This window comes from Streptomyces sp. NPDC007929, from assembly GCF_042959065.1.
Classification (GTDB): domain Bacteria; phylum Actinomycetota; class Actinomycetes; order Streptomycetales; family Streptomycetaceae; genus Streptomyces.
On record NZ_JBIBKD010000003.1, the window covers coordinates 137747 to 164100 of the forward strand.

The window sequence follows — 26354 nt, forward strand, 5'->3', positions numbered from 1 at the left end:
GCCTGTTCAAGGAGCGCAGACGCCATGAGCGACGAAGATCACGATCTCGGGCCCTGGGAATTCATCGGCCGCCGAGGTGGCGACACGGCCACCTTGGTCGGCGGCTCGGTGATCGCCGACGTGCCCGAGGCGAGACGGGCCGCGGAGGAGGCTCGACGAGAGCTACGGTTCGACTTCCTGGACGACCGGGCGGTGCTCGAACTGCTGCGCCGTCGTCATCGCGACGAAGAGGACATGTTCAACGCCGGCTTTGTGCATGGAGTGCCATTGGCGCTCGTGGGCCTCGGGGCCGTGCTCTATTGGGCCGGTGTGGCGCAGTACTGGGAGACCGCCGCTCCTCGCAACGCCTATCTGGCGGTCGCCATCACGGTCGTGGTGACTCAGTTCTTCTTCTTCGTGCGCAGCGCGATGTCGCACTGGGTCGACCCGGTCCGGCAGAACCTGCGGGCCCGGGCGGCCAGGTACCGGAAGATCGCCCACATCGCTCGACGGAGAGGGGCGGACATACCCGCTCACTATCCGCACTACGGGCCCTACCCCTTCGCGGCGACGTTCCGCCCCGAAGTGGACGACCGCGAACAGTCCGACAGCAAGGGCACAGATGACCACGGCCACCGTTGACGAAGCCCAGCGCAGCCTCATGGACAGCGACGGCATAGAGGTCCGCTGGATCATGCCGGAGGGTTTCCTCGAACTGCCCTTCGAGGCGGATGATCTGGACGAGCTGGCCGACCACCTGGTCGAGTTGGCCAAGCAGGCGCTGCCCGGTGCCAACGAGGAAGTGCAGGTGCAGTACGCCGCGATGTGCGCGGCGCACTACGACGAGTTCATCGAGGCGGGCGTGCAGTACGCCGGCTTCGTCACCACGGAGGTCGACGGCGTCCGCTGCACTGCCTCGGTGAACGTCAGCCTCCTTGACCTCGACGAGCGAGCCGGTGCCAATCCGGTGGGGTTCATCGCCACCACAATGCGGCACCTGGATCTCGGGCAGATCGGTGAAGTGGAGCTGCCCTGCGGCCCGGCCGTGACATGCGTGGGCAACCGGTCTTCCGGCATCGACGGCAGTCTGACGCAGTCGGGCCAGGACGAGCCGGTCTGGACGTCGTTCATACAGTTGCAAATACCTCTGAACAACGGGACCGTGCTCTTGCTGGAAATGGGCACGCCGACAGTCGAAGGGTGGGACGTCTTCTCCGCCATGTTCGCCGGCATCGTGAAGAGCGTCCGCTTCTTCGACAACGACGGGGCTCCGCTGGTGATGCCGGGGTGAAGGGGGCGGCGCTGGGCGGCACCTCACCGACGGTGGGGGTGCCCAGGGACTACGACCTGCTGGTGCCGCGCGAGTGGTTCCGTGTCGACCTCATGCGGGACCGCTGGCGCTCCCAGCTCAAGACGTTTGTCGACCGCCAGTCGGAGGGCCGGAACGTCCCCGCGGAACTCGCACGGGACGTCTGGACCACCCTGCGCAATACCGCGGAGGCGGGGCGGGCGCGCGGGGCCATGGAGTTCTTCCTCCTGACGATCTCCCGGGACGGCGGCCTCCCCGCCTCCCTCCTGGTGTCCCTGGTGCCGCTGGGCGATACCCCTGCCGACCCGGAGGAGTACGCGGCCTGGCTCGAACTGCGAGAGCCCGAAGGCGCAGGACGGCGGCAGGTGTCGGTGGTGGAGCTGACGGCAGGGCCGGCTGTACGCGTTGCCGGTGCCACGACGCTGAACGTCCACGTCCTGATGCCCGGCGGGGTCGGCTATCTGACGCTCTCCTTCTCGTCCCCGCTCACCGGGATGGGTGGTCCGATGGAGCGCCTGTGTGATGCGATCGCGGGGTCGCTTCGGTGGGTGCAGTGACTCGGAGGAACACAGATGCAGAGGCAAGCTGACGGGGCGGTGGGTACTGACCGGCGCTGGGGAATGCGCGACGGTTTGGGAATCGCCGGAGCGATCCTCTGCCTGGTGGTCGGCACGGGCCTGATCCTGCTGCTCACGGGCCTGTGGAAGCGGTTCGCCCGCGAGACGATTCCGACCCTCGTGGGACTGCCAGGAGGTTCCTGGGCGCTGGGTGTGACCCTCGGTGTGATCACCATGCTCGGGGTGATCGGAGGATTGCGTTGCACTTCGGGGGTCCTGGGCGGGACCCGTCTGACGCGTGGACTGCGCTCCGCGGGAACGGCGATCTGCTGCGCTGCGGCTTTCGCGCCGCTCTTCTACCTGCTCGCTGGCGTGCGTGCCAGGAATTGCCGTTCGATGAGTTGCGCCTACCTTCCCGGGACAGGCACGGCGTTCCTCGCCTACGTCGTCACTGCCGGGCTGGTCGGTTGGTCCGTCCACCGCTGGACCAGCGCGAGGGCGGCGGAACAACTCGCGAGGGAGCGGATGCGGGTGCGGAGGCTTCGGAAGAAGGGCGGAGGGAAGAGTCGGGCGGTACGCAGGTGAACGCCCGCAGAGCGGCTCACTCGGCCATCGCTCAGCCGTGCGGGTTAGGCCCGACAGCAGGCCCTCGAACAACTCCACGAACGCCTCCCGCGGTTCCGGCCTGAACAAGCGCCCCAACCCTGCGATGAGCGAGGCCAACTCTTTCGCTCACCCCTACGTGCTCCGGCGCCACAACCATGCTCGCAGCTTGAACCGCCCAGGCGGCGCCGGTCAACGGGCCGTCCCGGGAAGTCGGAGCGTCCGTGCGAAGTCGTCCAGTGCACCCATTGCCGCAGCCATCACTTCGGGATCGTCGTGGTGCCCGCGGAGGCAGACGTCGGGTGTGCCGGGCGGGGTGTGCCAGTGATAGGTCACCGAGGTCATCATGATGGTGTTGTCCGCCGGGTAGGAACGGGTGACCCGGACGCCGTCCTCGCCGAGATGTGGTGAGGCGAAAGCAATACTGCCGGTACGTTGCTGCCACTCGGGGATGTCCGAGTGCGGCACGGTCGGCGCGCTGAACCCCTCACAGGAGGCCGCGTCGGGGGCTTCGCAGTGGATGCGGGTGGCGTGCATCACCAGGGGCATGTAGGTGAGCGGCACAGGGTGATAGATGAACGCCTCGTCGGCCTCCAGCTTGTCCCGCAGGGTGACGATCGTCTGCTCGTAGAAGTTCTTGTGGAAGCGGCGGAGCTTACGGGTGAGTTCGATGTTGTGAATGGCGGCCAAGCCGATCAGGTGCTGGTCCAGCCATTCCTTGAAGGTCCGTTTGTCGATCTGGAGATGAAGATAGCCCCATAGGTATGGGTCGGTATCCGTGTCGATGTGGAGCGGGGCGCCGAGGTCGGCGCTCCAGAGGGTGCCGTCTGACATGAGCTGTCTCTTTCGTTGGGGCGTGGGCAGTGGCGGGATGTCCTCAGGCGTAGCTCCAACGGAAGGTCCTCATCACGGCGTCGAACAGCTCCACGAGGGTGTCGTAGAAGGCGGGATCCGAGCCGGGCGCGATCAGGGCGCTGAAGGAGAAGGTGATGTATCGGTCAGGCGTGCTGTCCGGAATCGGCACCAAGTACTCGACCTGGCGGTGAGCGACGTCGACGCCCTGGGCCGCGTCGGCGGGTACATCTCGTTCCGAGCGCAGGGCCGCTGTGTCGTCGAGCTCCCGTAGCTCGGCTCCGGTGGTCTCGGAGGCTAGTGCGGCCAGGACCGCTTCTGGGCCGCTGCTGGGCCTGACCCGCGGAATCTCGATCGGTTCGGAGGCCACGATCGAGACGGGCAGTGCGACGCCGTGGAGGCGTTCGGTGGGGAGGTAGAGAGTCATTCCTCCCTTGGCGCTGGCCCGGCGGACGACCTTCTTCAACTCCTGAGTCAGCTTCAACCGCACCTTTGGAATGTCGTCCTTGGGAAAGCCGGCGGGCAGCTGTCTGACGGCCTTGCGGACGATGCGGTCCGTCGCCTCCTGAGTGCCCGTGTGCAGAGGGATCACGTCCCAGCCGGGCGGCGGCACCAGGTTGAAGCCATTTGGGGCCCGGTGCTCAACGGTGGTCATTGCGCCCTCGCATGGCTTCCACGGTGTAGGCAACGCCTACGAAGAGTGCCCAGGACGGGGCGGCGATCATGCCCGGCCAGAAGCCGAAGAACAACGAGGGAAGGAAGAAGCCGCCTCCCATGGCCAGATCTCGTGTGAGGTAGGGCGGACGGCCCGCATGACGGGGGTACTTCGCGAACACCCAGACGTAATGCAGCAGGCAGCCGACGATCCCGGCCTCATAGGCGTAGAGCACGGCATTCATCAGGGACTTCGGCACAAGGATCATAATGCCCAATACCGGCAGAAACAGAGGCATTCCGATAAACAGCGTCAGCCGGAGCCGCCGGTTGGGTCCGGTGCCGATTCCGGTGCGGGCGGCTTCGGCCTCCGCAATGCGTTGCGCCGAGTACAGGTCCATGGTCATTCCTCACCAGTGGGTATCGGGGGCGGGCTTCAGGGTGTTGTCCTTCCAGTCCGAGTACGCCGCGTTGTACGGCTTCTCGCCGGTTCCGAACTCTTCGTGGGTCAAGCTTGTCAGGTCGCTCTTTCCTAGCGCCTTGTCCGTGACGTCCATCGCCATGCCGGTCCAGGCGACGCCGAGGCCCGCCTTGTACGCCTTGTAGGCCTTGTCCGCGGCAGCACCCGCGGCCTCCGGGAAGGCAGTCTTGTTCGCCTGCAGCATCTTCGCCATGCCGGCCATCTCCTTGTCGCCGAGGTGTGCCAGCGTCGACAACGGGCTGACTCTCAGCGGATTCTTGACGACCAGGCCGACGTTCTGGGAGATGGACTTGCGCATTGCGTTACGGGCCGCGCCGATGGCCTGCCGCCCCGCTCCCTGCGGCATTCTCGTCATCATCCGCCCCGTTTCATCCAGGATGCCCTTGACGCCCCTGAGTCCCCGGCTCAGGCCGGCGGTCCGGGCGGCCTGAGCGGCACCGACGGTCGCCTTGGCGCCGCTGGCGAGCTTCGCGGCGGCCCCGAGGCCGCCCACAACGAGCAGCCCACCCACGACGTCGAAGATGACATCCGTCCAGGTGGCGTCGCCGGACGCCACCAGCAGGAGTCTGAGCCCGATCGTGAGCGCCGCGATGCCGAGCACGAGCAGGTTCAAGCCGGGGATGGCAAGTGCCACAAAGCCTGCAATCGTCGCGATCCAGCCGAGAACATCGATGAAAGCCTTGATCAAGTCGGCATTGTCATGGACCCAGCCCTTGACGTCGTCCCACCACGAGTCCTCGATCACGTCTTCGATCTCGGCGCGGATCTTCCCAGCATGGTGCTTGGCGCGAGTGTCCCGGTCTCCGGTGATGTCGTTCAGCCGGTTGCGGTACGACTGAAGTGGGTCCTGGTCGGTGCCGCTGACGGAGGGCTGAGGGGTGTCCTTGTCGGCGGAGGCGGCTTCCTTCTTCTTCTCCGCCTCGATCTCACCCTGCTTCTCCTTCGCCTGATGCAAGACCTTGTCGGCGTCCGACTGGAAGTCTTCCAGCTCGTTCGACCACGTGGTCAGATGGCCGTGCACACGCTCGTACCGGCTGGCCACCTCCCGCATGTGCTTCTCCAGCGTCCCGGACTCTTCGCGAAGGCGTTTGACGTACTTGCCTTTGAGAGTGTCCTCGCCGCTGATCGCTTGGAGGTTCTTGGCCTGATCCCGGAGTTTCTTGGCGACCGACTCCATGTGCTTGACCTCGGCACGGATCTCTTCCGGGTCACCGGGCACGGGGTCGGAGTCACAAAGCGGCTGCCAGTCGACCGGACGGCGCTTGGATGTCGGTGTCACTTCTTCTGCTTCTTCTTGTTCTGCTCGGCCAACTGCTCGTCCAGGCTTACGAACGCCTTCTTGGTTCCGGCCACGAGTTTGCCGACCGAATCGAGCGACTCGACGAGCCGGGTGCGGTAGTCGTCCCAGTTGTCGACGAAATCCTCCATTACGTCGGCTACCGCACCGGAGCCCCAGTGCTTGTCCATGTCATCGCGACGGTTCTCGATGTCCTCGAAGGTCTTCTTGAGCTGCCCGAGCTTGCGCTCGCAGTCCGCGAGGAAGTCGTAGTCGACCGTCAGATCCGAGTCGCTCATGGCTGACCCTCCCCCCGTATGTGTGTTCGCTGTTGTTGGTTCACCGGTTGACGGACTGAATCTCCTGGACGGTCACGTCCTGGTCGTTGCCGAAGGTGCCGTTGGGGAGCTGCGTCGGGTTGGGGTTGCCCGTGCCGGTCCAGGTGATCTCCCAGGTGACGGTGGCCTGGAGCTTGAAGGTGCCGTCGCCGGAGGAGCGGAGGTACCTGATGCCGCAGGGCGGGGTCCTGTCGGCCTTGCCCTTGGCGTAAGGCTCGCCGATCGAACCGTCCTCGTTGATCGTGCACTCGCCGGAGGCGGGGTAGGTCTCGGCGTCGGGCGTACCGGGCTCCAGTTTGAGAGAGACCGGCTTTGCGGTGGTGGTGGCTTGGATGTCGAGGCCGCCCACATTGAGCGCGGCGGTGACCGAGACCCCTTTGAACTTGGCTCTGTCCAACCAGGCCCAGGTGGGGAGGTTGACCTTTGTGGTCGCCTCAGGGGCGACGGCTACTTCGGTGTCCGGTAGTTGGATGCGGTTGTAGGCGAGTTCGGCGAGAACTTGGGGAGTGACCGGGTTCTCCACGGGCGGTGCAGTACCGTTCTCGACCCAGAAGGGTGGCTTGTCGCAGAGCTGGGCTTCGGGCTCCATCCAGCGGTCCTCGTCGCGGACGGCGACCCACCAGTTGCCCTCGTCCTTCTGGTCGAGGTTGTAGTTCTTGTACTTTCCATCCTTGTACTTGTCGCGGAACATGCCGGCCGAAGTCTTGGCGTAGCTGTGCTGGCCCGGAGTGTTGACCGTCTCGTCGTACATGTTCTCGACGTACTTGGAGAACTCCTGCGCGGAGCGCGGTTCGTACCAACACGCAGGCGGGGTCCAGTTGCCTACAGGGGTGACGTTGCCCTTGCCGCCACCGCCGGAGGTGGTGCTTGTGTACCTGATCATGGAGACGAGGTCACTTCCGGACCGCTTGCCGCTGGCACCGATCTCGGCCTCGGACGCGCCAGGTCCCTTCGCTGCTGCGGTGCCGGTGGTCATTCCGATGGCCGCTAGGAGAGCGCCTAGCGTGGCTATGCCACGGGTCAGGGCGCGCACGTCGTGGCCCCTCGCTTCGACAGCACCTCCGTGGTCTGCCAGACCCCGTTGCTGTTCTTCTTGAGCTGTGTGCTGTACGTGACGTACGGGCTCTCGTCGGACGGCGACTTGTCCACCGTTCCGGTTTTGCGGTTCTTGTTGTAGGCCTTGCTCTCGTCGGCGCAGTAGACAACCGCGGCCGTGTCACTGTCCGCGACCTTGACTCTCGGGTTGAAGTAGCGCGTGGAGCCCGTCCACGTGAGGTCCTCGTCCAGCCAGGCCCGGACCCACTTCTGCGCGCTCACGAGTGCTTTGCCCTGGCGGTAGTACGCGAGTGTCGCCGAGTTCGTGTCGCCGCGGAGGATCGCGTCGTCAACCGCGTTCACCGTCTGCGTCACGTCGGACAGCACGGCGTTCCCGGCCGGATCACCTGTCCTCCAGCCTTCGAACTTGTTCTCCACGCCTTTGGGAAACGTGATCTTGGGCCTGTCGGCGGGGCCGGATGCGCCGGCACTTGGCGAGGTCGACGTCGCCGTGTCGCCCGCGTCGGCCCCTGCGATCTTGTCGTTGCTCTTCGAGTTGTCGTCCCCGCTGCCGCAGGCCGTCAACAGCAGTGCTGCCGTCGCCATCAGTGCGGCAGCAACGGGCAATGGGCGGCGCATCACAGTGACTCCCCGTGAGACATAAGTTCAGTCCAGAGCACTGACGCTATCGGTGGGGTTGCTGGTTTCACCAGAGCGAACTACTGCAAGAACAGGGGCAATCCGGTGCGTATGGGGCCCTCTGGGTGCTGGTTGTGTCCTGATCGTTCCCCGAAGAGGGGGCAGCCCCGGCGTCGCGGTTCGCGGCGTCCGGGGCCACGGAAGTGGGGGTTCTGATTCGCTAGTGCGGTGCCCTGCACCTCGGGCAACTGCACGGCGGTAGACGTCGTCTCATTTGGCGTGTTCGATACAGGTCAGACTCCCCCGAGGAACGAGAACGGTGTGCCAGGTACGCCGACGGTATCTGCTGGGTTCTGCGGTCCGCCGGGCAGAGCCTGTCGGTGAGCTCGGGTGATTCCTGCGCTTACGGGTGGACTTGGGGGTGTGCACAGGCGACGCGTCATCGCCGAGATGTGAAGCTGGTGAAGGTTCGCCGACGCGGGTGATCCCCAATGTGAAGAGGTCTCCGCAAAGGTCACGCGACCGTATCGGTCCTGATAGGCGTTTCGGTGGACGGCTTTGCCCCATGGGATCATCCGTTGTCACGCCGACCATCTACCTCTGAGGACGAGCGCCATGCTGACCACGCGCCGGAGGGTGGCCGCGGCCTGCCTCCTTGCTGTTGTCACCTTCTCTGTGGCTGGTTGCAGCAGCGATTCGGGCGACGGAACGAACAGCGACGAGATCGCAGGAGCCGGTGGGGGAGGGGAGGAATCGCCGTCACCGTCCGCATCCGCCGCGCCGGAGAAGGGCGCGCCGGCGTTCGACTTCCCGTCGGATGTAAAGGCTGCCGTCGAGAACGGGCAGACCGGAGACGCTACGAAGGACGCGATCCTGCGAGATGTGGCGTACTCGGCTCAGGCGCGCCTGGAGGCTTTCGGCAAGGGCAGTGGTCAGACGGCGAACATGAACCGCTACTTTGCGGCCTCGGCCCTTACCTACTGGACCGATCGGATCGCGACGGTCAAGGAGAACGGGCTCACCGTCAGTGGTGACTACCGATACTTCGGCTTCGAGGTCTCGGACATGGCGAACGGCAAGACCGCGGCTGTCCGTTACTGCGAGGACCAGAGCAAGGGGTACAGCAAGGAAATCAGCACGAAGAAGGTGCTGCGTACCCAGCCGAGCGACAAGGACTTCATCCTGTACACGCTTCAGGCCGCGAAGGGCTCGCGGGGCGACTGGCAGGTGCAGAAGCAGAGCTGGAAGAAGGGGGACGCGTCGTGTGTCCAGGGGTAGAGGCACAGGCGGTTCGGCAGACCCGTCGTCCGGTTCTCCGCGTGGCCGCCGCCGGGCTCATTGTGACGGTGGGCCTCGGTTCCCCGGCGTCCGCGGGTGACGGCCAGGTCGATGGAGACAGCGGCACCACTGAGACCGGCCAGCCGGGTGCCGACTCGGGCTCCGGCACCGATGCCGGCGCCGAGTCCGGCAAGGGCTCCATCGGTGCCCACATCCGCATCAACCAGAGCACCCCCGCCTCCAGCGGCTCCACCGCGTCCGCCACCTCCTCGGACGCCGCCTGGGAACCGCCCGTGTGCTGGTACGAGCCCATGTACACGCCGGAGGAGTACGAGAAGTTCATCGAGGACGCCTACGCAGGCGCGGGGGAACCTGCCGCGAGTTACGCGCGGAAGCGGGACAAGGAGAAGTACCACAAGGGCGACAAGGGTTTGTGGTGGCAGGTCCAGTTCCGCGATGACAACTTCAGCAAGGCCTGTCCCGTAACCACGGACAACTGGGAGATCTGGGTCCCGCCTGCCGATCCGCAGCCGGATCCGAACAAGGTGACGCCCGAGATCCTCTCCGAGCTCGCGTTCAACGCGACCAAGTTGCCCAGCCCGCCTGTGGAGTTGCAGCCCCGTGCGGACCGGCTGCTTGTGAACCTCGGCACGCGGGTCGCGTTCAAGGGTGACCTCGACCGCGTGTGGACGACAGCCAGCCTCGACTACAAGGGCGTCCAGCTCGCCGCCACCACCGTGGCAACACCCGTGGCGCTCAAGGTCGAAGCGGGTACGGCCGAAGCCGACCCGCAGAGCTGTACATATGACCTGGTCAAGGGTAAGGGCGGTTACACGGCCGACAGTGAGGGTGCTGGCTGCAACGTCACGTATCTCCGGGCGTCCGGCAACGGCACCTACCCCTTCAAGGCGTCGATCACCTGGAAGGTGACCTGGACAGACTCCGCCGACCCAGACGGTCCGGCGCGGCAGCCGGGACTGCCGGACGGGCTGTCCACATTCGAGCAGGACGTGACGGTCAAGGAAGCTCAGGCAGTGAACCGTTCGACCGGCGGAGACCATGTCTGAGACTGGGGTGAGGGGAGCGCCGGGTGGTCAAGGTGCCTGGTGGCGCTTCGACTTGGTGCGATGGGGGGCGTTGAGCGTCGCATGTGCCGGCGGTTCGTTCGGGCTCGCCTGGCTCGGGCCCGTCGTGCCGTTGCCGAGTCCGGTGGGCGGGGTGGCCCTGCTTGTCGCCTGGATTGTGCTGCCGCTCGCTGCGATCCTCGTGCCGGTCCTGGTGCTGCGGAGGGTTCCGCGCAAGCGGCGGAAGGTCGCCTGGCAGCTCATCTTTCCCGTTATCGCCGGGGTGGCGCTGGGAGTGCTGGGCAGCGAAACCGGTGACCGGGCCGCCCTGGCGGAGCGGGGCACGTGGAGCGACGCCGTGGTCGTACGCAAGGACGACAGCGGGAAGACCGACTTCTGCGATCTGCGCAGAGCCGACGGGCGCGAGATTTCGCCCGCGCTCTCGGAAGGCGAGGGCTGCGGCAAGTGGGTGACGGCGGGCTCCGAGCTGCGGGTCCGGTATGACCCCGCGGGCGTTGCCAGGCCGACCACCGACGAGGAGACCGGCTCTGAGGCCGGGCTCTTCGTCGTCCTGTTCGTGCTCGCGGTAGGGATGGGCACGTGGGGTGGTGTGCGGCAGAGCCGGTGGGACCGGGAGCACGTGGGTCAGTGAGAAGTCGTCGATGACCCTTCCGGTATCGGCAGAGCGACTGCCATCTCGGTGTTCGCCGTAGCGGCCGCGGTCACCTGTTGACGGACTGGATCTCCTGGACGGTGACGGCCTGTTCGTTGCCGAAGGTGCCGTTCGGGAGGTCTCCGCCCGCGCCGCCGGTGCCGGTCCAGTCGATGTCCCACGTGATGGTGGCCCGGAGCTTGTACGTGCCGTCGCCGGAGGAGCGGAGGTACCTGATTCCGCAGGGCGGGGTCTGGTCGGCCTTGCCCTTGGCGTAGGGCTCGCCGATGGAGGCGTCGGCGTTCAGGACGCACTCGCCCGAGGCCGGATAGGTCACGGCGTCCTCGGTGCCCGGCTCCAGCTTCAGGGACACCGGCTTGGCGGTGGTGGTGGCCTGGATGTTGAAGCCGGGGACGTTGAGGGCCGCCGTCGCCTGGATCTCGTCGAAGACGGCCTTGTCCAGCCAGGCCCAGGTCGGCAGGTTCACCTTGGTGGTGGCCTCGGGGGCCAGGGTGACCTTGGTGTCGGGCAGCTCCATGTGCTGGTAGGCGAGCGCGGCGAGGATCTCCGGGGAGATGGCCTCCTCGTACTGGGGCGGCGGGGCCTCGCCGTTCTCGACCCAGAACGGGAGGTCCGTGCACGAGGTCCGCTTGAGGTAGTCCGGCTCATTGGGGTTCTCGACGCCGGCCCAGAACATCCCCTTGCCGTCGTTCTCGACGTTGTAGTCCTTGTAGCCGGGTTTCCCGGGGATGTCGAAGCCGTCCTCGTAGTGGCGCTTGGTCTCGCCGAGCGCCGCGCCCGCGGTCCCGCCCATTCCAGGCGTGTTCAGCTGGCTGTCGATGTGCTTGGACATCTCCTTCTTGAAGTCCTTGGCGCCGAGGTAGGGGGCGTACCAGCAGGGCGGGGGCGTCCAGTTGACGTCCGTGGACGTCACGTTCCCTCTGCCGCCGCCCTTGGCCACGGAACCGGAGTACTGGATGCGGGCGGCGGCGTAGATGCCGGTTTCGCTGCTGCCGCCGGTCTCCTTCTTGTCACCGCCCTTGCTGTAATCCACCGGTTCCGCCACGGCGGCGGGCGCCGTGAGAACGAGGCCGCTGAGCGCAAGGGCTATGGCAGCAGTGCTGGTGCGGAGGGCTCCACGTCGTGGCTGTCTCACCGGCACTTCTCCGCCCCGGTCTCGACGAACACCTTGGATGCCTGCCACAGGCCGTTGCCTGTCGGGAACTTGACCATGACGATCTCGTAGTAGCCGAAGTCCTTGCGGCTTGGCTTGGTCTTGAGGACCTTTCCTGTCTTGACCTCTTTGCCGTAGAACTTGCTGGTGTCCGCGCAGAAGGCCACCTCAACGGACTTGCCGTTCGGGGCGGACCGGGTGGTGGCGTCGTAGTGACGGCGGGTACCCTCCGCGGTCCAGCCCCCCTTGATCCACTCATTGATCTGTACCTGCGCGTAGTGCAGCCCATCGCCGGTGGAGTAGGTCGTCACGGCGGCATCCTTCGCCGTGCGCTTGTCGACACCCCGGTAGATCGCGCGGAGATAGTTCGCGGCGTCATCCATAGCCGCTGCCTCGTTCTTGTCCTTCGGCTTGTCCCAGTCGAAGACGAGGTTCATGTCCTTCGGGAGGGACAGGTCCACGCCGTCCGGCTTGTCCTCTGCCGGGGCTCCCGAGGCGGGGGCCGACTCCTTCGGCGTCTCCGCCTCCTGGCCCGCGCCTGCGATCTTGTCGTTGTCGCCGGACTTGTCGTCCCCGCTACCGCAGGCCGTCAAGAGCAGTGCTGCCGTCGCCGTCAACGCGGCGGCAACGGGCAATGAGCGGCGCTTCACAGTGACTCCCCGTGAGAGACAGAAGTTCAGTTGGTGTTCTGACGGTACCGGTGTGGTTTCCGGTTTCACCAGCGCGAACTAGCCTATGAACCGAGACAATCTCGGGTATATGGGAAGCGGGCCAGTCCTCCGGCGCGCCCCTCATGGTGAGAGTTTTCGCTCCTCGGGGGTGGGTCGCCGGATCATCACAGGCCGCACACGTGTCGATCACAGGATTTGCCCCGACGGCGAGCGTACGCCGCCGTATGTGAGGGTCCTGGGTGTGTTTGCTCATCCGCGCAGGCGAAGCCGAAATGGAACGTCTGCTGTGTGCGGTGCGCTCGGATGAGGGGGAAGCACGGGAGTCGACGGCGACAAGCCAAAGGTGGACAACCCGGACCGCGAGCGGCTGCAGAAGCTCAAGCGAGAGCTTGAGAAGGAGCCGGGCGAGATCGTGAACTCCTGGAAAAGGGCGGCCGCGGACCTCGGGCAACTGCACGGCGGTAAGTCGATCTGAAGGGAGCCGGGGTGATGTGTTCGTCGGTCAGGATCTCGACCTTGCCGCGGTCTTCGGTCACCGCTCCCATCATCGGGCGGCCGTCGGGACTCGAACGCCGTAGATGCGCTTCATTCCCGTGCCGATGCCGAAGGTCGCCGGGTGGGCGGTCGAGTACAAGAGCGATGAGATCACCGCATTCCGGCCGTTGCTGGTCCCGCGGACCTGGCCGGTGCGGTGGTGACCTTTGACACGCCGCTGACCCAGTCCGGCACGCGAAGCGTGAGGTGAGGCGAGATCCTGCTGGAGCCCACCAGGGCTGTTCCTGGTGTCTGTTCGATGTTCAGGAGTCAGACGGGTCCTTGTAGAGCCGGACGGTGGCGGCGATCTTCCGTACAGTTTCGTCCGGTACCTCGTCGGACACGCCCTTGGCGCCGAAGAACGACCAAGAAGCCAGGTCCCCTTGGGGGTTCTTGAAGGCGAATGTCCATGCCTTGCCATTCGTTGCGCACTTCTGTGTTCTCTTCACGCCCACCGACCAGGCGGTTCCCAAGGTCCCCTTGATGCCGGAGTTCGTGGTGAACGGCTCCACGGGGCCCGGCCTCACCTTGTTCTTGTCAGGCTGGGCGAATTGCCCGTACACCCAGGTCCTGGGGTCAGAGTTGGCTATCTCCTCGGCACTCCGGGCGCCGTTGTTGCCCCTGGAACCTGCGACGGCCAGGGGCGTGTCCTCCACGGTGCCGCCTTTGTCCTCGTCCGAGGTGCACCACTGTTCCTTCAAGTACGCGGGGGCGCGCATCGCGATCATCGGTGTGTCGTCCGGGTCGTCGTTCTCGGAGACATACGTGACCCAGCTCGTGGATTGGAGCGCCCACTGCGGCGGAACGTCGAACGCGATTCCCTGGCTCGGGTTCACCACAACCTTCCAGCCCTTGATCGTGGCGGTCTCGGTGTCCGTGCCCCGAGGATTGTTCGGACTCGCCGGTGGCGAAGTTGTCTTGGTGGAGTCGGTGCCCGCCCTGTCGTCCTCGCCGCTGCCGAGTAGCACGAAGCCGGTTGCGGTCGCCGCTGCTACGACGGCTGTCGCCGCGATAACGGCGACGATGGTGCTGCGGCTCCGGCCGTCGCTCGGCGGCCGAGGAACCGGCATATCGGCCTGTCGCGGGGGTGCGTTCGACGCCTGCGGCTGCTGGAATGGGTTCGGCTGGTGGTACGCGGGCTGCAGGTACGGATTCGATGGCTCCCTACCCGGCTGCTGCTGCGGTTCCTGCCCGCTCTCGGGCGGCTGCTCTCCTGGCCACATGTGGCGTAACCATACGACGATCAGTGCCGGTGGTGGCGGCCGGTCGAGAGGGGCGGACTGCCCCCGCCCCCTGCCCGACTCGACGTCATTGGCGCCTTCCGTTTGGCAAAGTCTGTGAAGCTCGCCGTTCCGCCCGGACGCCCGGGCCTTCGAAACGTCACTCGCGCCCCATGCGTAACTCCCGCCGTATCAGCGCGAATACGGCGCGGCCCGCAGCATCCAGCGTGTTCTGCGGGGGCGCGTGGAGAAGACACCCCGTGGACGGGGCGTGGTCAGTGGGGAGGTCCTCAGGAGTAGCTCCAGCGGAAGGGGCGGCTCATGACGGCGTTGAACAGCTCCACGAGGGTGTCGTCGAAGACGGGGTCCGCCAGTCGTACGTCCGTGGAATGAGCGAGCCGCTGCTCAGGGGTTGTAGACGGCCAGTTGGTGCGCCAGCTGTTCCAAATCCTGTGCGGCGCACATGATGCGGGCGATGTCCTCGGTAGCGGTCCACATCACGACATCCGCCCCATGCTCCTCAACCCGCCACGCATAGCGTGCACACGCCAGCAGGTGGGGAGCGACGTCCTGGTTTGCGTATCGGAAAGAGGTCAGGCCTTCACCGAGCCTTCTGGCCTTGAAGCGTTTGATGACTGGGGGCTCGACCGCTTGAGGATCGTCCGCCATGGCCAAGGTCCGCAGTGTCTCCTCGCGGGGGCCCGAAGACGGTCCGATCGCTGCGAACGGGAAGTGGCAGGTCCGTGGGGTGACTCGTCCGTCACATAACGATCTACGGCTGGAGTATTAGGTGCTTGCGCCCTGGTTGTTGCCCGTCGGCTTCACTCCGTGGGCCGGTACCGTAAGGATGAGCGCGCCGAGGATCAGCGATAGCGCAACCGTGCTCGTGTGGAGGGTGTTTCTCCACGCCCTGTTCACCGGCACTTCGCCGCCTTGGCCTCAACGAAGACCTTGGACGCTTGCCACAAGCCCTGACCAGTGGGGAACTTGACCATCACGATCCTGAAGTAGTCAAAGTCAGCGATGCTGGGCTTGCTTTTCAGGATCTTCTTGGTCTTGACTTCCCTTCCGTAGAACTTGGTCGAGTCGACACAGAACGCGACTTCCACCGATTTGCCGTTCGGAGCAGACCGCGTGGTGGCCTGATAGTGGCGCCGCGTGCCAGTGGCAGTCCAGCCGCCGTCGAGCCGGCTGTCGATCTGGGTCTTTGCGTAATGCAGCCCCTCGCCCGTGGAATAGGCAGTCACGGCCGCTTCATCGGACGTACGTTTGTGCACGCCGTGGTAGATGGCACGGACGAAATTGGCGGCGTCATCCATAGCCGCCGCCTCGTTCTTGTCCTTCGGCTTGTCCCAGTCGAAGACGAGGTTCATGTCCTTCGGGAGGGACAAGTCCACGCCGTCCGGCTTGTCCTCTGCCGGGGCTCCCGAGGCGGGGGCCGACTCCTTCGGCGTCTCCGCCTCCTGGTCCGCGCCGGCGATTTTGTCGTTGTCGCCGGACTTGTCGTCCCCGCTACCGCAGGCCGTCAAGAGCAGTGCTGCCGTCGCCGTCAACGCGGCGGCAACAGGCAATGAGCGGCGCTTCACAGTGACTCCCCGTGAGAGACAGAAGTTCAGTTGGTGTTCTGACGGTACCGATGAGGTTTCCGGTTTCACCAGCGCGAACTTCCGCGAGAACACGGGCAATGCGGGGCGTACGGGACTCTCGGAAAGCCGGTTGTGGCCTGATCGTGCCCGGGACGGGCGACCGGTATCCCTTGTCGCCAGAGTGCGGCGGCGTGGTGTTCAGGGCTCCGATTCGCTGGTGCGCGCGCAGCGTGTCCAACCAGTGAAGGTCCTGTTCCACCCCAACGCCTACACATCCGAAACTACACTCGCGCCCCATGCGTAACTCCCGCGACATCAGCGCGAATACGGCAGTCCTGGTCAGCCGCATGTTCAACGGAGGTGTGTGGAGACGAAGGCTCGGGGAGATGGTCGGGGGAGTCGGGTGCTGCCCGGATCCCGGAGGCGGTGACGCTCCCTGACTCCCGCCGCGTCCAAAGCCCGAGCCCGTCACAAACAGTCCCGCGACCCCCGAGCCCACTGGCTGCTGCTCGCCCTCACCCTCACCCTCCTCTTCGCCCTGTTGATCTTCCAGGGCTGGACCCGGCACGAGGTCGACGCCGCCAAGACGCGGTCGCCCTGTACGGCGCCCGTGCCCGACGAAGTCGCCCGCGGCGGGCCCGTGATCGGGATCGACCGGGGCGGGATACAGACCGGGTCGATGCCCGCGCGGACCGTCGCGCTCACCTTCGACGGCGGGCCCGACCCCGTCTGGACACCCCGGATCCTCGACCTGCTGCGCAGCAACAACGCGCGGGCGACCTTCTTCGTGCACGGTGCCCAAGCCGCCCGGTACCCGGAGCTGGTCCGGCGGATCCGGGCCGAGGGCCACGAGATCGGGTCCAACACCTACACCGGAGCCGTGCTCGGGGAGTCCTCCGCGCCCCGGTTCCGCGCCGAGCTGGAGATGACCCAGAGCGCCCTCGCCGGGGCCACCGGCAGGCGGACCCATCTGCTGCGGATGCCCCGCACCACCAGCCCGGACACCCTGTGCGGCCGCGAGTGGCAGGCCGCGCGGCGGGCCGCCGGGTACGGGTACGTGCTCGTCGCCGCCGACAAGGGGTCACGCAGGCCCGCGCAGGGCGTCGTCCGGCAGCTCAGCCAGACGGAGAGCGCGTACCAGGAGGCGCGAAGGCTGCTGAGCAACCGTGCCGTCGAACGGTTCACGACCGTGTCCAAGGGGCTCGGCCTCGTACCGGACGCCCCGTCGTCCCCGGTCGCGCGGTGGCTCGGGCAGGGACTCATCCGGGTCACCGGCCTCGGGCAGGTCCTCGCCACCGCCATGCTCTGGATCCTCGGCGTCGCCGGTGGCCTCGGCGTGCTGCGGCTGCTGCTGCTCGCGCTCTTCGCCCGGGCCCATGTGCGGCGGCTGGAGCGGTTCAGGACCGGTGCGCCCTGGATGCGGGAGGCGCCCGCGCCGGTCACCGTGCTCGTCCCCGCGTACAACGAGGAGGCCGGGATCGGGGCGACCCTGCGTTCGCTGCTCGACTCCCGCCACCGGGAACTCCAGGTCGTCGTCATCGACGACGGGTCCACCGACCGGACCGCCGACATCGCCGCGAACACGGGAGACCCGCGGGTGGAGGTCGTACTGCAGGTCAATGCGGGTAAGGCCGCCGCTCTCAACCGCGGCCTCGCGCACGCCCGTCACGACATCGTCGTGATGGTCGACGCCGACACCGTCTTCGAGCCCGACGCCATGGAGCGCATCGTTCAGCCGCTCGCGCACCCCGCCGTCGGCGCCGTCAGCGGCAACACCAAGGTCGGCAACCGGCGCAGCCTGCTCGCGCGCTGGCAGCACCTGGAGTACGTCTTCGGCTTCAACCTCGACCGGCGCATGTTCGAGGTGCTGGAGTGCATGCCGACCGTGCCGGGCGCCATCGGGGCGTTCCGCCGCGACGCGGTGCTCGGCGTCGGCGGGGTCAGCGAGGACACCCTCGCCGAGGACACCCTCGCCGAGGACACCGACCTGACCATGGCCCTGTGGCGGTCCGGCTGGCGCGTGCTGTACGAGGAGTCCGCCGTCGCCTGGACCGAAGTACCGACGTCCCTGCGCCAGTTGTGGCGGCAGCGGTACCGGTGGTGCTACGGCACGCTCCAGGCGATGTGGAAGCACCGGGGAGCCCTTCTCGACCGGGGCCCGGCCGGGAGGTTCGGACGGCGCGGACTGACGTATCTGGCGCTCTTCCAGGTCGTACTGCCGCTCCTCGCACCCGTCATCGACGTCTACGCCCTCTACGGCGTGCTGTTCCGCGACCCGTGGGAGTCGGCCGGGGTCTGGCTGGCGTTCCTCGGCGTGCAGATCGTGTGCTCCGGCTATGCGCTGAGACTCGACGGCGAGCCGGTGCGGGCGCTGTGGTCGATGCCGTTCCAGATCGTCGTCTACCGGCAGTTGATGTATCTCGTCGTCATCCAGTCGCTGGTCGCGCTGCTGCTCGGCAGCCGGCTGCGGTGGCAGCGGATGCAGCGGTCCGGGACGGCCGGTGAACAGATCGGTGGGCCCGTCCCGTACAGGAGTGTGCCGATGCGCTGACCCGAGAGCCCCCCACAGCACCTTCGAGGCGTCATGAGCGACTGGACCGACCACCCGGTGCACCCGGTGCACCCGGCGCACCCGGTGGACCCGGTGGATTCCGTAGACCCGGTGCACCCGGTGCCCCCGGTGGATTCAGTAGACCCGGTGGACCAGGGAGACCCGGTGGACCAGGGAGACCCGGCTGACCGGGTGCACCACTGGGCGGGTCGGGACCCGAGACCACCGGTCCCGCGTTCACCGGTCCCCCATTCACCGGTCCCCCGTTCACCCGTCCCGCGTACGTCCCCCCGGGTGCCCCCGCCCTCCACCCGCACCGCCCCGCTCCCCGGCATGCCCTCGCCCGCCGCGCCCGGGCGCTACGACGGTGGCCCCGGCCCCCGCGGCGGTCGTGGCACCAGGGAGCCGCGGCGCCGGGCCGGCCGGGGCCGCCGGTATCTGCGGACGGCGGCCGTCCTGTCGTCCCTGCTGCTGCTCGGCGGCGCCGGCACGTACGTCTGGGCCGACACCCGGCTCAACCGGCAGGTCGATCTCGGCGGGCTCGGCGCCCGGGTGCCGGACGGAGAGGGCACCACCTACCTCGTCGTCGGCTCCGACAGTCGTGAGGGACTGTCGGAGCAGGACCGCGAGGACCTCAACACCGGTTCGGCCGAGGGCCGCCGCACCGACTCGGTGATCCTGCTGCACACCGGCGCGAGGGGCGCCACGATGCTCAGCCTGCCGCGCGACTCCTGGGTGACCCTCCCGCCCTACCTCGATCCCGGCACCGGCCGCAGCTACCGGGCCGCGCCGGACAAGCTCAACGCCGCGTTCTCGCTGGGCGGTCCCGACCTGCTGGTGCGGACCGTGGAACGCAACACCGGCGTGCGCGTCGACCACTACGCGGAGATCGGCTTCGCCGGTTTCGTGGGGGTGGTCGACGCCGTCGGCGGGGTGGACCTGTGCCTGGACAAGGCCGTCCGGGACGAGGACTCCGGGGCCGACCTGCCCGCCGGATGCCAGACCCTCGACGGCGCCGAGGCGCTGGCCTTCGTACGGCAGCGCAAGCAAGAGGCCCGCGGGGACCTGGGCCGCACCCGCAACCAGTAGAAGTTCCTCGCCGCCCTCGCCCGTAAGGCCGCGACCCCGGCCACCCTCGCCGACCCGTCGAAGTCGTTCCCGACGCTGGACGCGGGGCTCGACACGCTCATCGTCGACGAGGGCACGGAACTGCCGGACCTCATGCGGCTGTTCGAGGCCCTGCGGAAGGCCTCGGGCGGCGGGGGCCGACAGCTCAACGTGCCCGTCGCCGACCCGGATCTGCGCACCTCCAAGGGCAGCGCGGTGAAGTGGGACGACCGGCGGGCCCGCGCCCTGTTCGACGCCCTGCGCGAGGGCCGGCCCCCGGGCGGCTGACCGGTGGCCGATGGGGTAGGGGTGGCTCACTTCGCGAGCTTGGCCTCCTGCGCCTTCACCACCTCCGCGGGAATCCTGGCGTCGCTGGGCCTCCTGCTGTCGGCGATGGCGAAGCCGTTCACCGAGAAGTAGAGGGCGAGCACGTCACCGTCGCGGACGACCTGGGTGCGCACCGTGTGGGTGATACCCCGGAACGGCGTCGTCGCGCGGAAGGCAACGGCACCGGGCGCCGTGCCCTTCTCGGCGGTGACCGAGTCGTAGACCGTGCTGTTCCTGCCCGCCTTCGCGGTGAACCCGCCGCCGCACTCCGACACGGCCTTCGCCAGCCCGGCCAGCAACGACCCGGCCTCGGTCGCGGGCTCGTACGAGGCGAGCGTGATGTACGTGCTCTCCTTGCCGAGTCCCGCGCCGGCACTGCGCGTGAGGTCGGCCTGGGGCTTCCCGAGCGGGAGTTGATTCATCGCGAGGGCCAGCGGGGCGCAGCCGGGCTTGTCGACCTTGACCTGGTCGGAGGACGTGGCGAAGGCGTACTCGGTGTCCGGCTCGTCCACGTTGTATCCGGGCAGGTCGTCCTTCGTCACGACGGCCTTCGCCAGCCGCTGTTCCGGAGTGATCTGCTTGGCCTTCGGTGTCGTCGTCGCCGTCCCGCCGGAGGGCGTGTCAGCACCGCCCGAGCAGGCGGTCAGCGCGGAGGTCAGGGTCAGGACGGAGACGACGGCCAGGGCGGCGCGCTTCAATGGGGGGCTCCTCGGTCGCTGATTCGAGCGGAGATCATGGCATGGCGGACGGACCGGCCGTTCGGGCAGGGCTGTTGACCAGCCGTCGCTCGGCCGGCGCACGGGCCCGGTCCGACCCCCTCTTCCGGCCCTCGGCCCCGCGTGGGCGAGAGCATGCGGAGTTCTGCCCCCGCTCGTGAGTGAATCGTGCAGGCATGATGGCCGAGAAGTGACGAACCCGCTGATTCGCACCGGCCTTTGGAAAGCGTGGCGATTCGCCGGCGCACATGTGGTGCTGTCATCCGGTGCTGGTCCCGGCCGGGTTGAACGGCGTCGACGTTGCAGATGGGTAACGGGCCGTGCCCTGCGGCCCAGGGCGCCGGACGCGCCTTGAGGGGCTTATGTGCGGCTGATACGGTGCGATGGCTTGACACTCACCCCCAGTGCTGGCTATTCGCCCAGGTCGGGCGGGTAAGTCCGGCCCGTCCCGTACCTTTTCGTGCGGGTCGTCGCGGGTGAAGTGTCCAAATTTGAAGGCACATGACAGACATCTTCTTGGGTGTACGGGGAGCGGTTGCGTGAAGATCCAAGAGCGTACGGGGGCGGGCGCAGGCCGTTCCGCGGCTCCGGCTCAGCCGTCGGTCGGTGACCGGCTTCCCACCCCTCCTCGCGAGCGCAAACCGGCTCTGGCCGCGCTCGCGGTGCTGCTGATCCTGGTGGGCGCGCTGGGTGTCACCATGCTCGTGCTCCAGGTCGGCAACCGGGTCGAGGTCGTCAAGGTGACGAAGGAGATCCAGGCCGGGGAGTCCGTCGGCGACAACGTGACCTCGGTGATGGTCGCCGCCGACGACAGCATCAACTACGTCACGTGGGACCAGCTGGCCACGCTGAAGACCCTCAAGGCCAAGTCCACGATCTACAAGGACACGGTCGTGATGGGCCAGATGTTCGCCAAGAAGGCCAGCCTGCCCGCGGGCAAGGCCTCCGTCGGTCTCGCCCTCAAGGAGGGCTCGTACCCCGCGGACATCAAGTCCGGCGACGTCGTCTCCGTCTACCGCGTCAGCTCCACCGGCTCCGGTTCCTCGAACGACTCCGAGAGCAACGGCGGTTCGGGCGGCACCTCCTCCTCCGGCGGCGCCCTCGTCGACGACGCGCGCGTGAGCAAGGTCGACGCGGACGACGACGCCACCGTGAGCACGGGCAACCTCTCGATCACCGTCCTCGTCGACCAGGCCGACGCGGCAGCGCTCGCCTCGGCCGCGGCGGCGAACCAGGTCGCCATCGTGCGCGTCCCCGGCAACTAGAAGGCGGCACCCACCCCATGGCGCTCATCGCTCTCGCCGCCGACAAGGGTTCCCCCGGCGTCACCACCGCGGCCGTCGCCCTCGCGGCGGTCTGGCCGCGGCGTGTCCTGCTCGCCGAGGCGGACCCGGCGGGCGGTGACCTCGTCTACCGCAGCGCCGCCGCGCACGGCGGACCGCTCAACCCCAACACCGGCATGCTCTCCATCGCCGCCACCGCCCGCCGCGGCCTCGTCCCCGACCAGCTCTGGGACCACGTCCAGCCGCTGAGCGGCGGGCTCGAAGTCCTCGTCGGGCTCGGGATCGCGGAACAGGCCGCCGGACTCGCGGGGTTGTGGCCCACCCTCGGGCACGCCTTCAACTCCCTCGCCGACTCCCCGCACGCCGCCGCCGACGTCATAGCCGACTGCGGCCGCATCAGCGGCGATACCCCGGCCGTGGAGATGTTCCCGCACGCCGCGCTCGTGCTGTTGATCTCGCGCACCGAGCCGGAGGCCATCGCCCGGGTCCGTGACCGCGCCGCCGCCCTTGCGGGCAAGCTGCACGGCGGCTCGCGGGGCGCCGCGAGCCTCGGCACCCCGATGATCGGCGTCGTCCTGATCGCCGACACCGGCACGGCCGGCAAGCTCGCCTCCCAGGTCAACGACATGCTGGTGCACGCCCAGACCGGCGCACGCGTGGTCGGCACCATCGCCGACGACCCGGCCGGCGCCGACCAGCTGGCCGGCCGCAAGCGCGGCCGCCTCGACAAGTCGCTGCTGATCCGTTCGGCACGCAAGGTCGCCGCCGACATCTACCAGCAGTACGGCGCCGCCTGGGCCGCCTTCGCGCAGGCCGACCAGGCGCCCCAGGCCCACCACGCCCCGCACGCCCCGGGCCGGACGCAGGGCCACGCGGGGGCCGGCGCATGACCGCTGTCGACCACCAGTTGGTCAAGCGGTTCCGCCAGGACGCCGGCGACCGCATCGCCGAGCAGCGCCGGCAGGACCAGGCCGCGGGCGTCACCCCGATGTCCACGGAGGACGAGCGGCAGTACGCCCGGGCCGTCATAGCCCAGATATTGGAGGAGTACGCCCGCGCCGAGATCAACGCGGGCCGTACGCCGCTGGACGCCGAGACCGAGGAGCAGTACGCGGCAGCCGTGCACGCCGCGCTGTTCGGCGTCGGCCGGCTCCAGCCGCTGCTGGACAACCCCGAGGTCGAGAACATCGACATCAACGGCTGCGACCAGGTGTTCATCGGGTACGCCGACGGCCGTGAGGTGCAGGGCGACCCGGTCGCCGAGACCGACGAGGAACTCATCGAGCTCATCCAGGTGCTCGGCGCGTACTCCGGTCTGTCCTCGCGTCCCTTCGACTCGGCCAACCCGCAGCTCGACCTGCGGCTGCCCGACGGCTCGCGTCTGTCGGCCGTCATGGACGTCACCCGGCGCCCCGCCCTGTCCATCCGCCGCGCGCGCATGGGCAAGGTGTTCATCTCCGACCTCGTCGGCAACGGCACGCTGTCGCCCGAGGTCGCCCATTTCCTGGCCTGCGCGGTCCGCGCCCGCAAGAACATCATGATCGCGGGTGCCACCAACGCCGGTAAGACCACGCTGCTGCGCGCCCTCGCCAACGAGATCCCGCCGGCCGAGCGACTCATCACCGTCGAACGGGCCCTGGAGCTCGGCCTCGACACCTTCCCCGACCTGCACCCCAACGTCGTCGCCTTCGAGGAGCGCCTGCCCAACTCCGAGGGTCAGGGCACCATTTCGATGGCGGAACTGGTGCGGCGCTCGCTGCGTATGAACCCCTCCCGCGTCATCGTCGGTGAGGTCCTCGGCGACGAGATCGTCACCATGCTCAACGCCATGTCGCAGGGCAACGACGGCTCGCTGTCCACGATCCACGCCAACAGCTCGCACGAGGTCTTCAACCGTATTTCCACCTACGCGCTGCAGGCCACGGAACGGCTGCCCATCGAGGCCAGCCAGATGCTGATCGCGGGCGCGGTCAACTTCGTCGTGTTCATCCAGCGGCGCAACAACTACGGCAGCGGCGGCCGCCTCCAGCGCATGGTCACCTCCGTGCGCGAGGTCAACGGCGTCGACGGACGCGTGCTGTCCAGCGAGGTGTTCGCCGAGGCCCCCGACGGCCGGATCGTGCCGCACGCCCCCATAGCCTGCCTGGAGGAACTGATGGCACACGGCTACCGGCCGACCGGGACCTGGGGGTGAGCCGGGCATGACCACGAACCTCGCGGCACTCGGCTCGCTCGGCTCCATGGGCGGCCTGTTCTCCACCACCGTCCTGTACTCGATAGGAAGCGGCGTCGCCGTCGGCGGCGGCCTCGCCCTCCTCCTCATCGCCGTACGCGGGCTGCCCGCCAAGCCCGACCACGAGAAGCAGAAGGCCGCCGAGCGGGCGAGCGAACTGATCCGCTTCGCCGGCCGGCGCGGCTCCCTCGCCGCGATCGTCGGCCTGGTCGTCCTCGTCGCCACCCGCTGGGCGGTCGCGGGCATCGCGGCCGGTGTCCTCGTCTTCTTCTGGGACCGCCTCTTCGGCGGCGCCGGTGAGGAACGGGCCGCCATGCGCCGCGTGGAGGCCCTGGCCTCCTGGACGGAGTCCCTGCGCGACACCATCGCCGGCGCCGTGGGCCTGGAGCAGGCCATCCCGGCCTCCGCCCGTGCCGCGGCCCCCGTCCTGCGGCCCCACCTCGACGCCCTCGTCGACCGGCTGCGCGCCCGCACCCCGCTGCCCGAGGCGCTCCAGCAGCTCGCCGACGAGATCGACGACGCCTCCGCCGACATCATCGTCGCGGCCCTCATGCTCAACGCCCGGCTGCGCGGCCCGGGTCTGCGCCAGGTCCTCGGCGCCCTGGCCAAGTCGGCCCGCGAGGAGGTCGACATGCGGCAGCGGGTGATGGCCCAGCGCGCCTCGACCCGCCGGTCCGTGCAGATCGTCGTCGCGGTCTCCGTCGCCTTCGTCCTCGGCCTGTCGATCTTCAACCGCGACTTCGTGGAGCCGTACGGAACGGCCGTCGGGCAGCTCGTCCTGGCCTGTGTCTGCGGCCTGTTCGCGCTCGGCTTCTGGTGGCTGCGCAAGCTGTCCACCATCGAGACGCCGGAGCGCTTCCTGGTCCGTGACGAGGCCTCCGTCCAGTTCGTCCGGCCCAGGACGCCGTCGCACCCGCAGTCCCCGCAGCGGATGCCGCAGGAAGAAGGGGCACGCTGATGGACCTCACGATGCCGCTCGTCGTCGGCGCCGTCATCGGCCTGGGCATCTACGCCCTCGTCCGCGCCCTCATGCCCGGCAAGCGCAGCGCGATCTCACAGGTCGCGCGGATCGACGCGATGCGCGCCCGCGGTTCGGCCTACGAGTCGGCCCGGGTCGAGCGGGAGAAGGGCCGCCTGGGCGGGTTGCGGGCCGAAGTCGGCCTGCGCGTCTCGGAGTTCTACCTCCAGCAGGGCTGGGAGCAGCGCTCGCTGCGCGCGGACCTGGCGGTGCTGGACCGCAGCTGGGAGAAGTTCCTGGCGACGAAGGTGCTGCTGGGCGTGGCCGGGCTGTTCTTCGGCCCGCTGCTGTTCGCCATCGTTTACACGCTGGGTTTCGGCCGCAGCCCGATCATCCCGGTCTGGCTGGCGCTGCTCTTCGCGGTCGTCTTCTTCTTCCTGCCCGACCTCGAAGTGCGGCGCGACGCCGCCGACAAGCGGCGCGACCTGCGGCGGGTGATCGGCGCCTACCTCGACCTGGTGTCGATGAGCCTCGCCGGCGGACGCGGTCTGCCGGAGGCCCTGATGGCGGCGGCCGAGGTGTCCGACGGCTGGGCCAACCAGCGCATCCGCAACGCCCTGTCCGACGCCCGCATCACCGGCGTCAGCCAGTGGCAGGCGCTCGGCGCGCTCGGCGAGGAGATCGGCGTGGAGGAACTCAAGGACCTCTCCGCCTCGCTGGCCCTGGTCGCGGACGACGGTGCCAAGGTCCGTGAGTCCCTCGCCTCCCGCGCCGAGACCATGCGCCACCGCGAGCTGGCCGAGATCGAGGGCAGCGCGGGCGAGAAGTCCCAGTCGATGCTCGTGGCGCAGCTGCTGCTGTGCGCCGGGTTCCTGGTGTTCCTGATCTTTCCGGCGGCGATGCGGGTGTTCCAGGTGCAGTGAGCCAGCCTTGCAGCGACCTTCACAACTCCAGAACCTCCGTGAACCGATTTCGAAAGGACAAGACGTCATGAACGGACGCAACTTCCACACCGGCATCCCCGCCGTGGACTTCCTCGTCGCCTTCCTCCAGGCACGCACCGAGCGGGCCCGCTCCGGCGAGCTGGACCGCGGTGCCTCCGCGGTCGAGTGGGTCATCATCTCCGCGGTCGTCGTGGCGATCGTCGGTGTCGTGGCCGCCATCATCAACGCCGCGCTCAGCGAGGGCGCCAACAAGGTCGGCGACTGCATCAAGGGTGCGGACGCGGGCAAGACCTGCTGACCGCCGGATCACGAGGAGCGTCGGAGCAACGGGGT

Annotated in this window: 30 protein-coding genes; 17 read left to right on the forward strand and 13 right to left on the reverse strand. The window is 68.0% G+C overall.

All coding sequences use genetic code 11. From position 1 onward, the window contains the following. Positions 1-24: 24 nt before the first annotated feature. Genes ACFZDE_RS10190 through ACFZDE_RS10205 form a run of 4 tightly spaced genes read left to right on the forward strand, consistent with a single transcriptional unit; the run spans position 25 to position 2430 of the window. Positions 25-621 carry a hypothetical protein gene (locus ACFZDE_RS10190; RefSeq protein ID WP_391199180.1) on the forward strand — a complete coding sequence of 199 codons (597 nt, stop codon included), beginning with the start codon at positions 25-27 and terminating at the stop codon, positions 619-621. Next, positions 602-1270 (forward strand): hypothetical protein, encoded by a 669-nt coding sequence (locus ACFZDE_RS10195; RefSeq protein ID WP_391199183.1) that lies wholly within the window; start codon positions 602-604, stop codon positions 1268-1270. Before ACFZDE_RS10190 ends, ACFZDE_RS10195 begins: the two co-directional genes overlap by 20 nt. Further along, complete coding sequence (locus ACFZDE_RS10200) at positions 1267-1845, forward strand: hypothetical protein (RefSeq protein WP_329327363.1); 579 nt, start codon at positions 1267-1269, stop codon at positions 1843-1845. The genes ACFZDE_RS10195 and ACFZDE_RS10200 overlap by 4 nt, the downstream gene beginning before the upstream one ends. Before the next feature lie 15 nt (positions 1846-1860). Continuing rightward, positions 1861-2430, forward strand: coding sequence for a hypothetical protein (locus ACFZDE_RS10205; protein ID WP_391199187.1), 570 nt, complete (start codon positions 1861-1863; stop codon positions 2428-2430). A gap of 210 nt (positions 2431-2640) precedes the next feature. Here ACFZDE_RS10205 and ACFZDE_RS10210 read toward each other — a convergent pair whose 3' ends face one another. The 7 genes from ACFZDE_RS10210 to ACFZDE_RS10240 form a co-directional block, all read right to left on the reverse strand. Then, positions 2641-3282, reverse strand: a complete 642-nt coding sequence (locus ACFZDE_RS10210) for a hypothetical protein (protein WP_391199190.1) — start codon at positions 3280-3282, stop codon at positions 2641-2643. 43 nt (positions 3283-3325) lie between these two features. Then, on the reverse strand, positions 3326-3955 hold the full coding sequence (locus ACFZDE_RS10215; protein ID WP_391199192.1) for a hypothetical protein: 630 nt from the start codon (positions 3953-3955) through the stop codon (positions 3326-3328). Next, positions 3942-4355, reverse strand: coding sequence for a hypothetical protein (locus tag ACFZDE_RS10220; protein WP_391199194.1), 414 nt, complete (start codon positions 4353-4355; stop codon positions 3942-3944). The genes ACFZDE_RS10215 and ACFZDE_RS10220 overlap by 14 nt, the downstream gene beginning before the upstream one ends. Positions 4356-4364: 9 nt before the next feature. After that, a complete protein-coding gene (locus ACFZDE_RS10225; protein ID WP_391199195.1) occupies positions 4365-5714 on the reverse strand; it encodes a hypothetical protein in 1350 nt (449 codons plus the stop codon). After that, a complete protein-coding gene (locus ACFZDE_RS10230; protein WP_391199197.1) occupies positions 5711-6010 on the reverse strand; it encodes a hypothetical protein in 300 nt (99 codons plus the stop codon). The genes ACFZDE_RS10225 and ACFZDE_RS10230 overlap by 4 nt, the downstream gene beginning before the upstream one ends. A gap of 40 nt (positions 6011-6050) precedes the next feature. Beyond that, positions 6051-6932 carry a hypothetical protein gene (locus ACFZDE_RS10235; protein ID WP_391199200.1) on the reverse strand — a complete coding sequence of 294 codons (882 nt, stop codon included), beginning with the start codon at positions 6930-6932 and terminating at the stop codon, positions 6051-6053. A gap of 137 nt (positions 6933-7069) precedes the next feature. After that, positions 7070-7723 carry a hypothetical protein gene (locus ACFZDE_RS10240; protein WP_391199203.1) on the reverse strand — a complete coding sequence of 218 codons (654 nt, stop codon included), beginning with the start codon at positions 7721-7723 and terminating at the stop codon, positions 7070-7072. A 615-nt stretch (positions 7724-8338) separates the two neighbouring features. Here ACFZDE_RS10240 and ACFZDE_RS10245 point away from each other — a divergent pair. The 3 genes from ACFZDE_RS10245 (at position 8339) to ACFZDE_RS10255 (ending at position 10717) form a co-directional block, all read left to right on the forward strand. Beyond that, positions 8339-9001, forward strand: coding sequence for a hypothetical protein (locus ACFZDE_RS10245; protein ID WP_391199206.1), 663 nt, complete (start codon positions 8339-8341; stop codon positions 8999-9001). Positions 9002-9042: 41 nt separating this feature from the next. Further along, complete coding sequence (locus ACFZDE_RS10250) at positions 9043-10068, forward strand: hypothetical protein (RefSeq protein WP_391199209.1); 1026 nt, start codon at positions 9043-9045, stop codon at positions 10066-10068. A 70-nt stretch (positions 10069-10138) separates the two neighbouring features. Further along, positions 10139-10717 (forward strand): hypothetical protein, encoded by a 579-nt coding sequence (locus tag ACFZDE_RS10255; protein WP_391199212.1) that lies wholly within the window; start codon positions 10139-10141, stop codon positions 10715-10717. 70 nt (positions 10718-10787) lie between these two features. Here the strand turns inward: ACFZDE_RS10255 and ACFZDE_RS10260 are convergent, their stop codons facing one another. Continuing rightward, on the reverse strand, positions 10788-11879 hold the full coding sequence (locus ACFZDE_RS10260; RefSeq protein WP_391199214.1) for a hypothetical protein: 1092 nt from the start codon (positions 11877-11879) through the stop codon (positions 10788-10790). Then, a complete protein-coding gene (locus tag ACFZDE_RS10265) occupies positions 11870-12541 on the reverse strand; it encodes a hypothetical protein (protein ID WP_391199216.1) in 672 nt (223 codons plus the stop codon). Before ACFZDE_RS10265 ends, ACFZDE_RS10260 begins: the two co-directional genes overlap by 10 nt. Before the next feature lie 364 nt (positions 12542-12905). Here ACFZDE_RS10265 and ACFZDE_RS10270 point away from each other — a divergent pair, with 364 nt between their 5' ends. Continuing rightward, on the forward strand, positions 12906-13037 hold the full coding sequence (locus ACFZDE_RS10270; protein WP_391199218.1) for a hypothetical protein: 132 nt from the start codon (positions 12906-12908) through the stop codon (positions 13035-13037). A 322-nt stretch (positions 13038-13359) separates the two neighbouring features. Here the strand turns inward: ACFZDE_RS10270 and ACFZDE_RS10275 are convergent, their stop codons facing one another. The 3 genes from ACFZDE_RS10275 to ACFZDE_RS10285 all read right to left on the reverse strand — a co-directional run bounded on the left by ACFZDE_RS10275 (position 13360) and on the right by ACFZDE_RS10285 (position 15902). Further along, positions 13360-14319, reverse strand: a complete 960-nt coding sequence (locus ACFZDE_RS10275; protein WP_391199220.1) for a hypothetical protein — start codon at positions 14317-14319, stop codon at positions 13360-13362. 402 nt (positions 14320-14721) lie between these two features. Further along, a complete protein-coding gene (locus tag ACFZDE_RS10280; protein WP_391199222.1) occupies positions 14722-14991 on the reverse strand; it encodes a hypothetical protein in 270 nt (89 codons plus the stop codon). A 239-nt stretch (positions 14992-15230) separates the two neighbouring features. After that, on the reverse strand, positions 15231-15902 hold the full coding sequence (locus ACFZDE_RS10285; RefSeq protein ID WP_391199225.1) for a hypothetical protein: 672 nt from the start codon (positions 15900-15902) through the stop codon (positions 15231-15233). Positions 15903-16512: 610 nt separating this feature from the next. On the opposite strand from ACFZDE_RS10285, the gene ACFZDE_RS10290 reads away from it, so the two are divergent. From ACFZDE_RS10290 to ACFZDE_RS10300, 3 genes are all read left to right on the forward strand, one after another. Then, a complete protein-coding gene (locus tag ACFZDE_RS10290) occupies positions 16513-18453 on the forward strand; it encodes a glycosyltransferase (protein ID WP_391199887.1) in 1941 nt (646 codons plus the stop codon). Between the two features lie 333 nt (positions 18454-18786). Then, complete coding sequence (locus ACFZDE_RS10295) at positions 18787-19542, forward strand: LCP family protein (RefSeq protein WP_391199227.1); 756 nt, start codon at positions 18787-18789, stop codon at positions 19540-19542. A 132-nt stretch (positions 19543-19674) separates the two neighbouring features. Continuing rightward, entirely contained in the window at positions 19675-19848 is a 174-nt protein-coding gene (locus tag ACFZDE_RS10300; protein WP_391199229.1) for a hypothetical protein, read from the forward strand. A 26-nt stretch (positions 19849-19874) separates the two neighbouring features. Here ACFZDE_RS10300 and ACFZDE_RS10305 read toward each other — a convergent pair whose 3' ends face one another. Continuing rightward, positions 19875-20585, reverse strand: coding sequence for a hypothetical protein (locus tag ACFZDE_RS10305; protein ID WP_391199232.1), 711 nt, complete (start codon positions 20583-20585; stop codon positions 19875-19877). Between the two features lie 557 nt (positions 20586-21142). Here ACFZDE_RS10305 and ACFZDE_RS10310 point away from each other — a divergent pair. The 6 genes from ACFZDE_RS10310 (at position 21143) to ACFZDE_RS10335 (ending at position 26319) form a co-directional block, all read left to right on the forward strand. Continuing rightward, positions 21143-21868, forward strand: coding sequence for a hypothetical protein (locus tag ACFZDE_RS10310; RefSeq protein WP_391199234.1), 726 nt, complete (start codon positions 21143-21145; stop codon positions 21866-21868). A 17-nt stretch (positions 21869-21885) separates the two neighbouring features. Then, on the forward strand, positions 21886-22776 hold the full coding sequence (locus tag ACFZDE_RS10315; RefSeq protein ID WP_391199236.1) for a hypothetical protein: 891 nt from the start codon (positions 21886-21888) through the stop codon (positions 22774-22776). Continuing rightward, on the forward strand, positions 22773-24080 hold the full coding sequence (locus tag ACFZDE_RS10320; protein WP_391199238.1) for an ATPase, T2SS/T4P/T4SS family: 1308 nt from the start codon (positions 22773-22775) through the stop codon (positions 24078-24080). Before ACFZDE_RS10315 ends, ACFZDE_RS10320 begins: the two co-directional genes overlap by 4 nt. A gap of 46 nt (positions 24081-24126) precedes the next feature. Then, positions 24127-25077 carry a type II secretion system F family protein gene (locus tag ACFZDE_RS10325; RefSeq protein WP_391199888.1) on the forward strand — a complete coding sequence of 317 codons (951 nt, stop codon included), beginning with the start codon at positions 24127-24129 and terminating at the stop codon, positions 25075-25077. Next, a complete protein-coding gene (locus ACFZDE_RS10330) occupies positions 25077-26000 on the forward strand; it encodes a type II secretion system F family protein (RefSeq protein WP_390992809.1) in 924 nt (307 codons plus the stop codon). The genes ACFZDE_RS10325 and ACFZDE_RS10330 overlap by 1 nt, the downstream gene beginning before the upstream one ends. 67 nt (positions 26001-26067) lie before the next feature. Then, positions 26068-26319, forward strand: coding sequence for a hypothetical protein (locus ACFZDE_RS10335; protein ID WP_352098929.1), 252 nt, complete (start codon positions 26068-26070; stop codon positions 26317-26319). Positions 26320-26354: the final 35 nt, after the last annotated feature.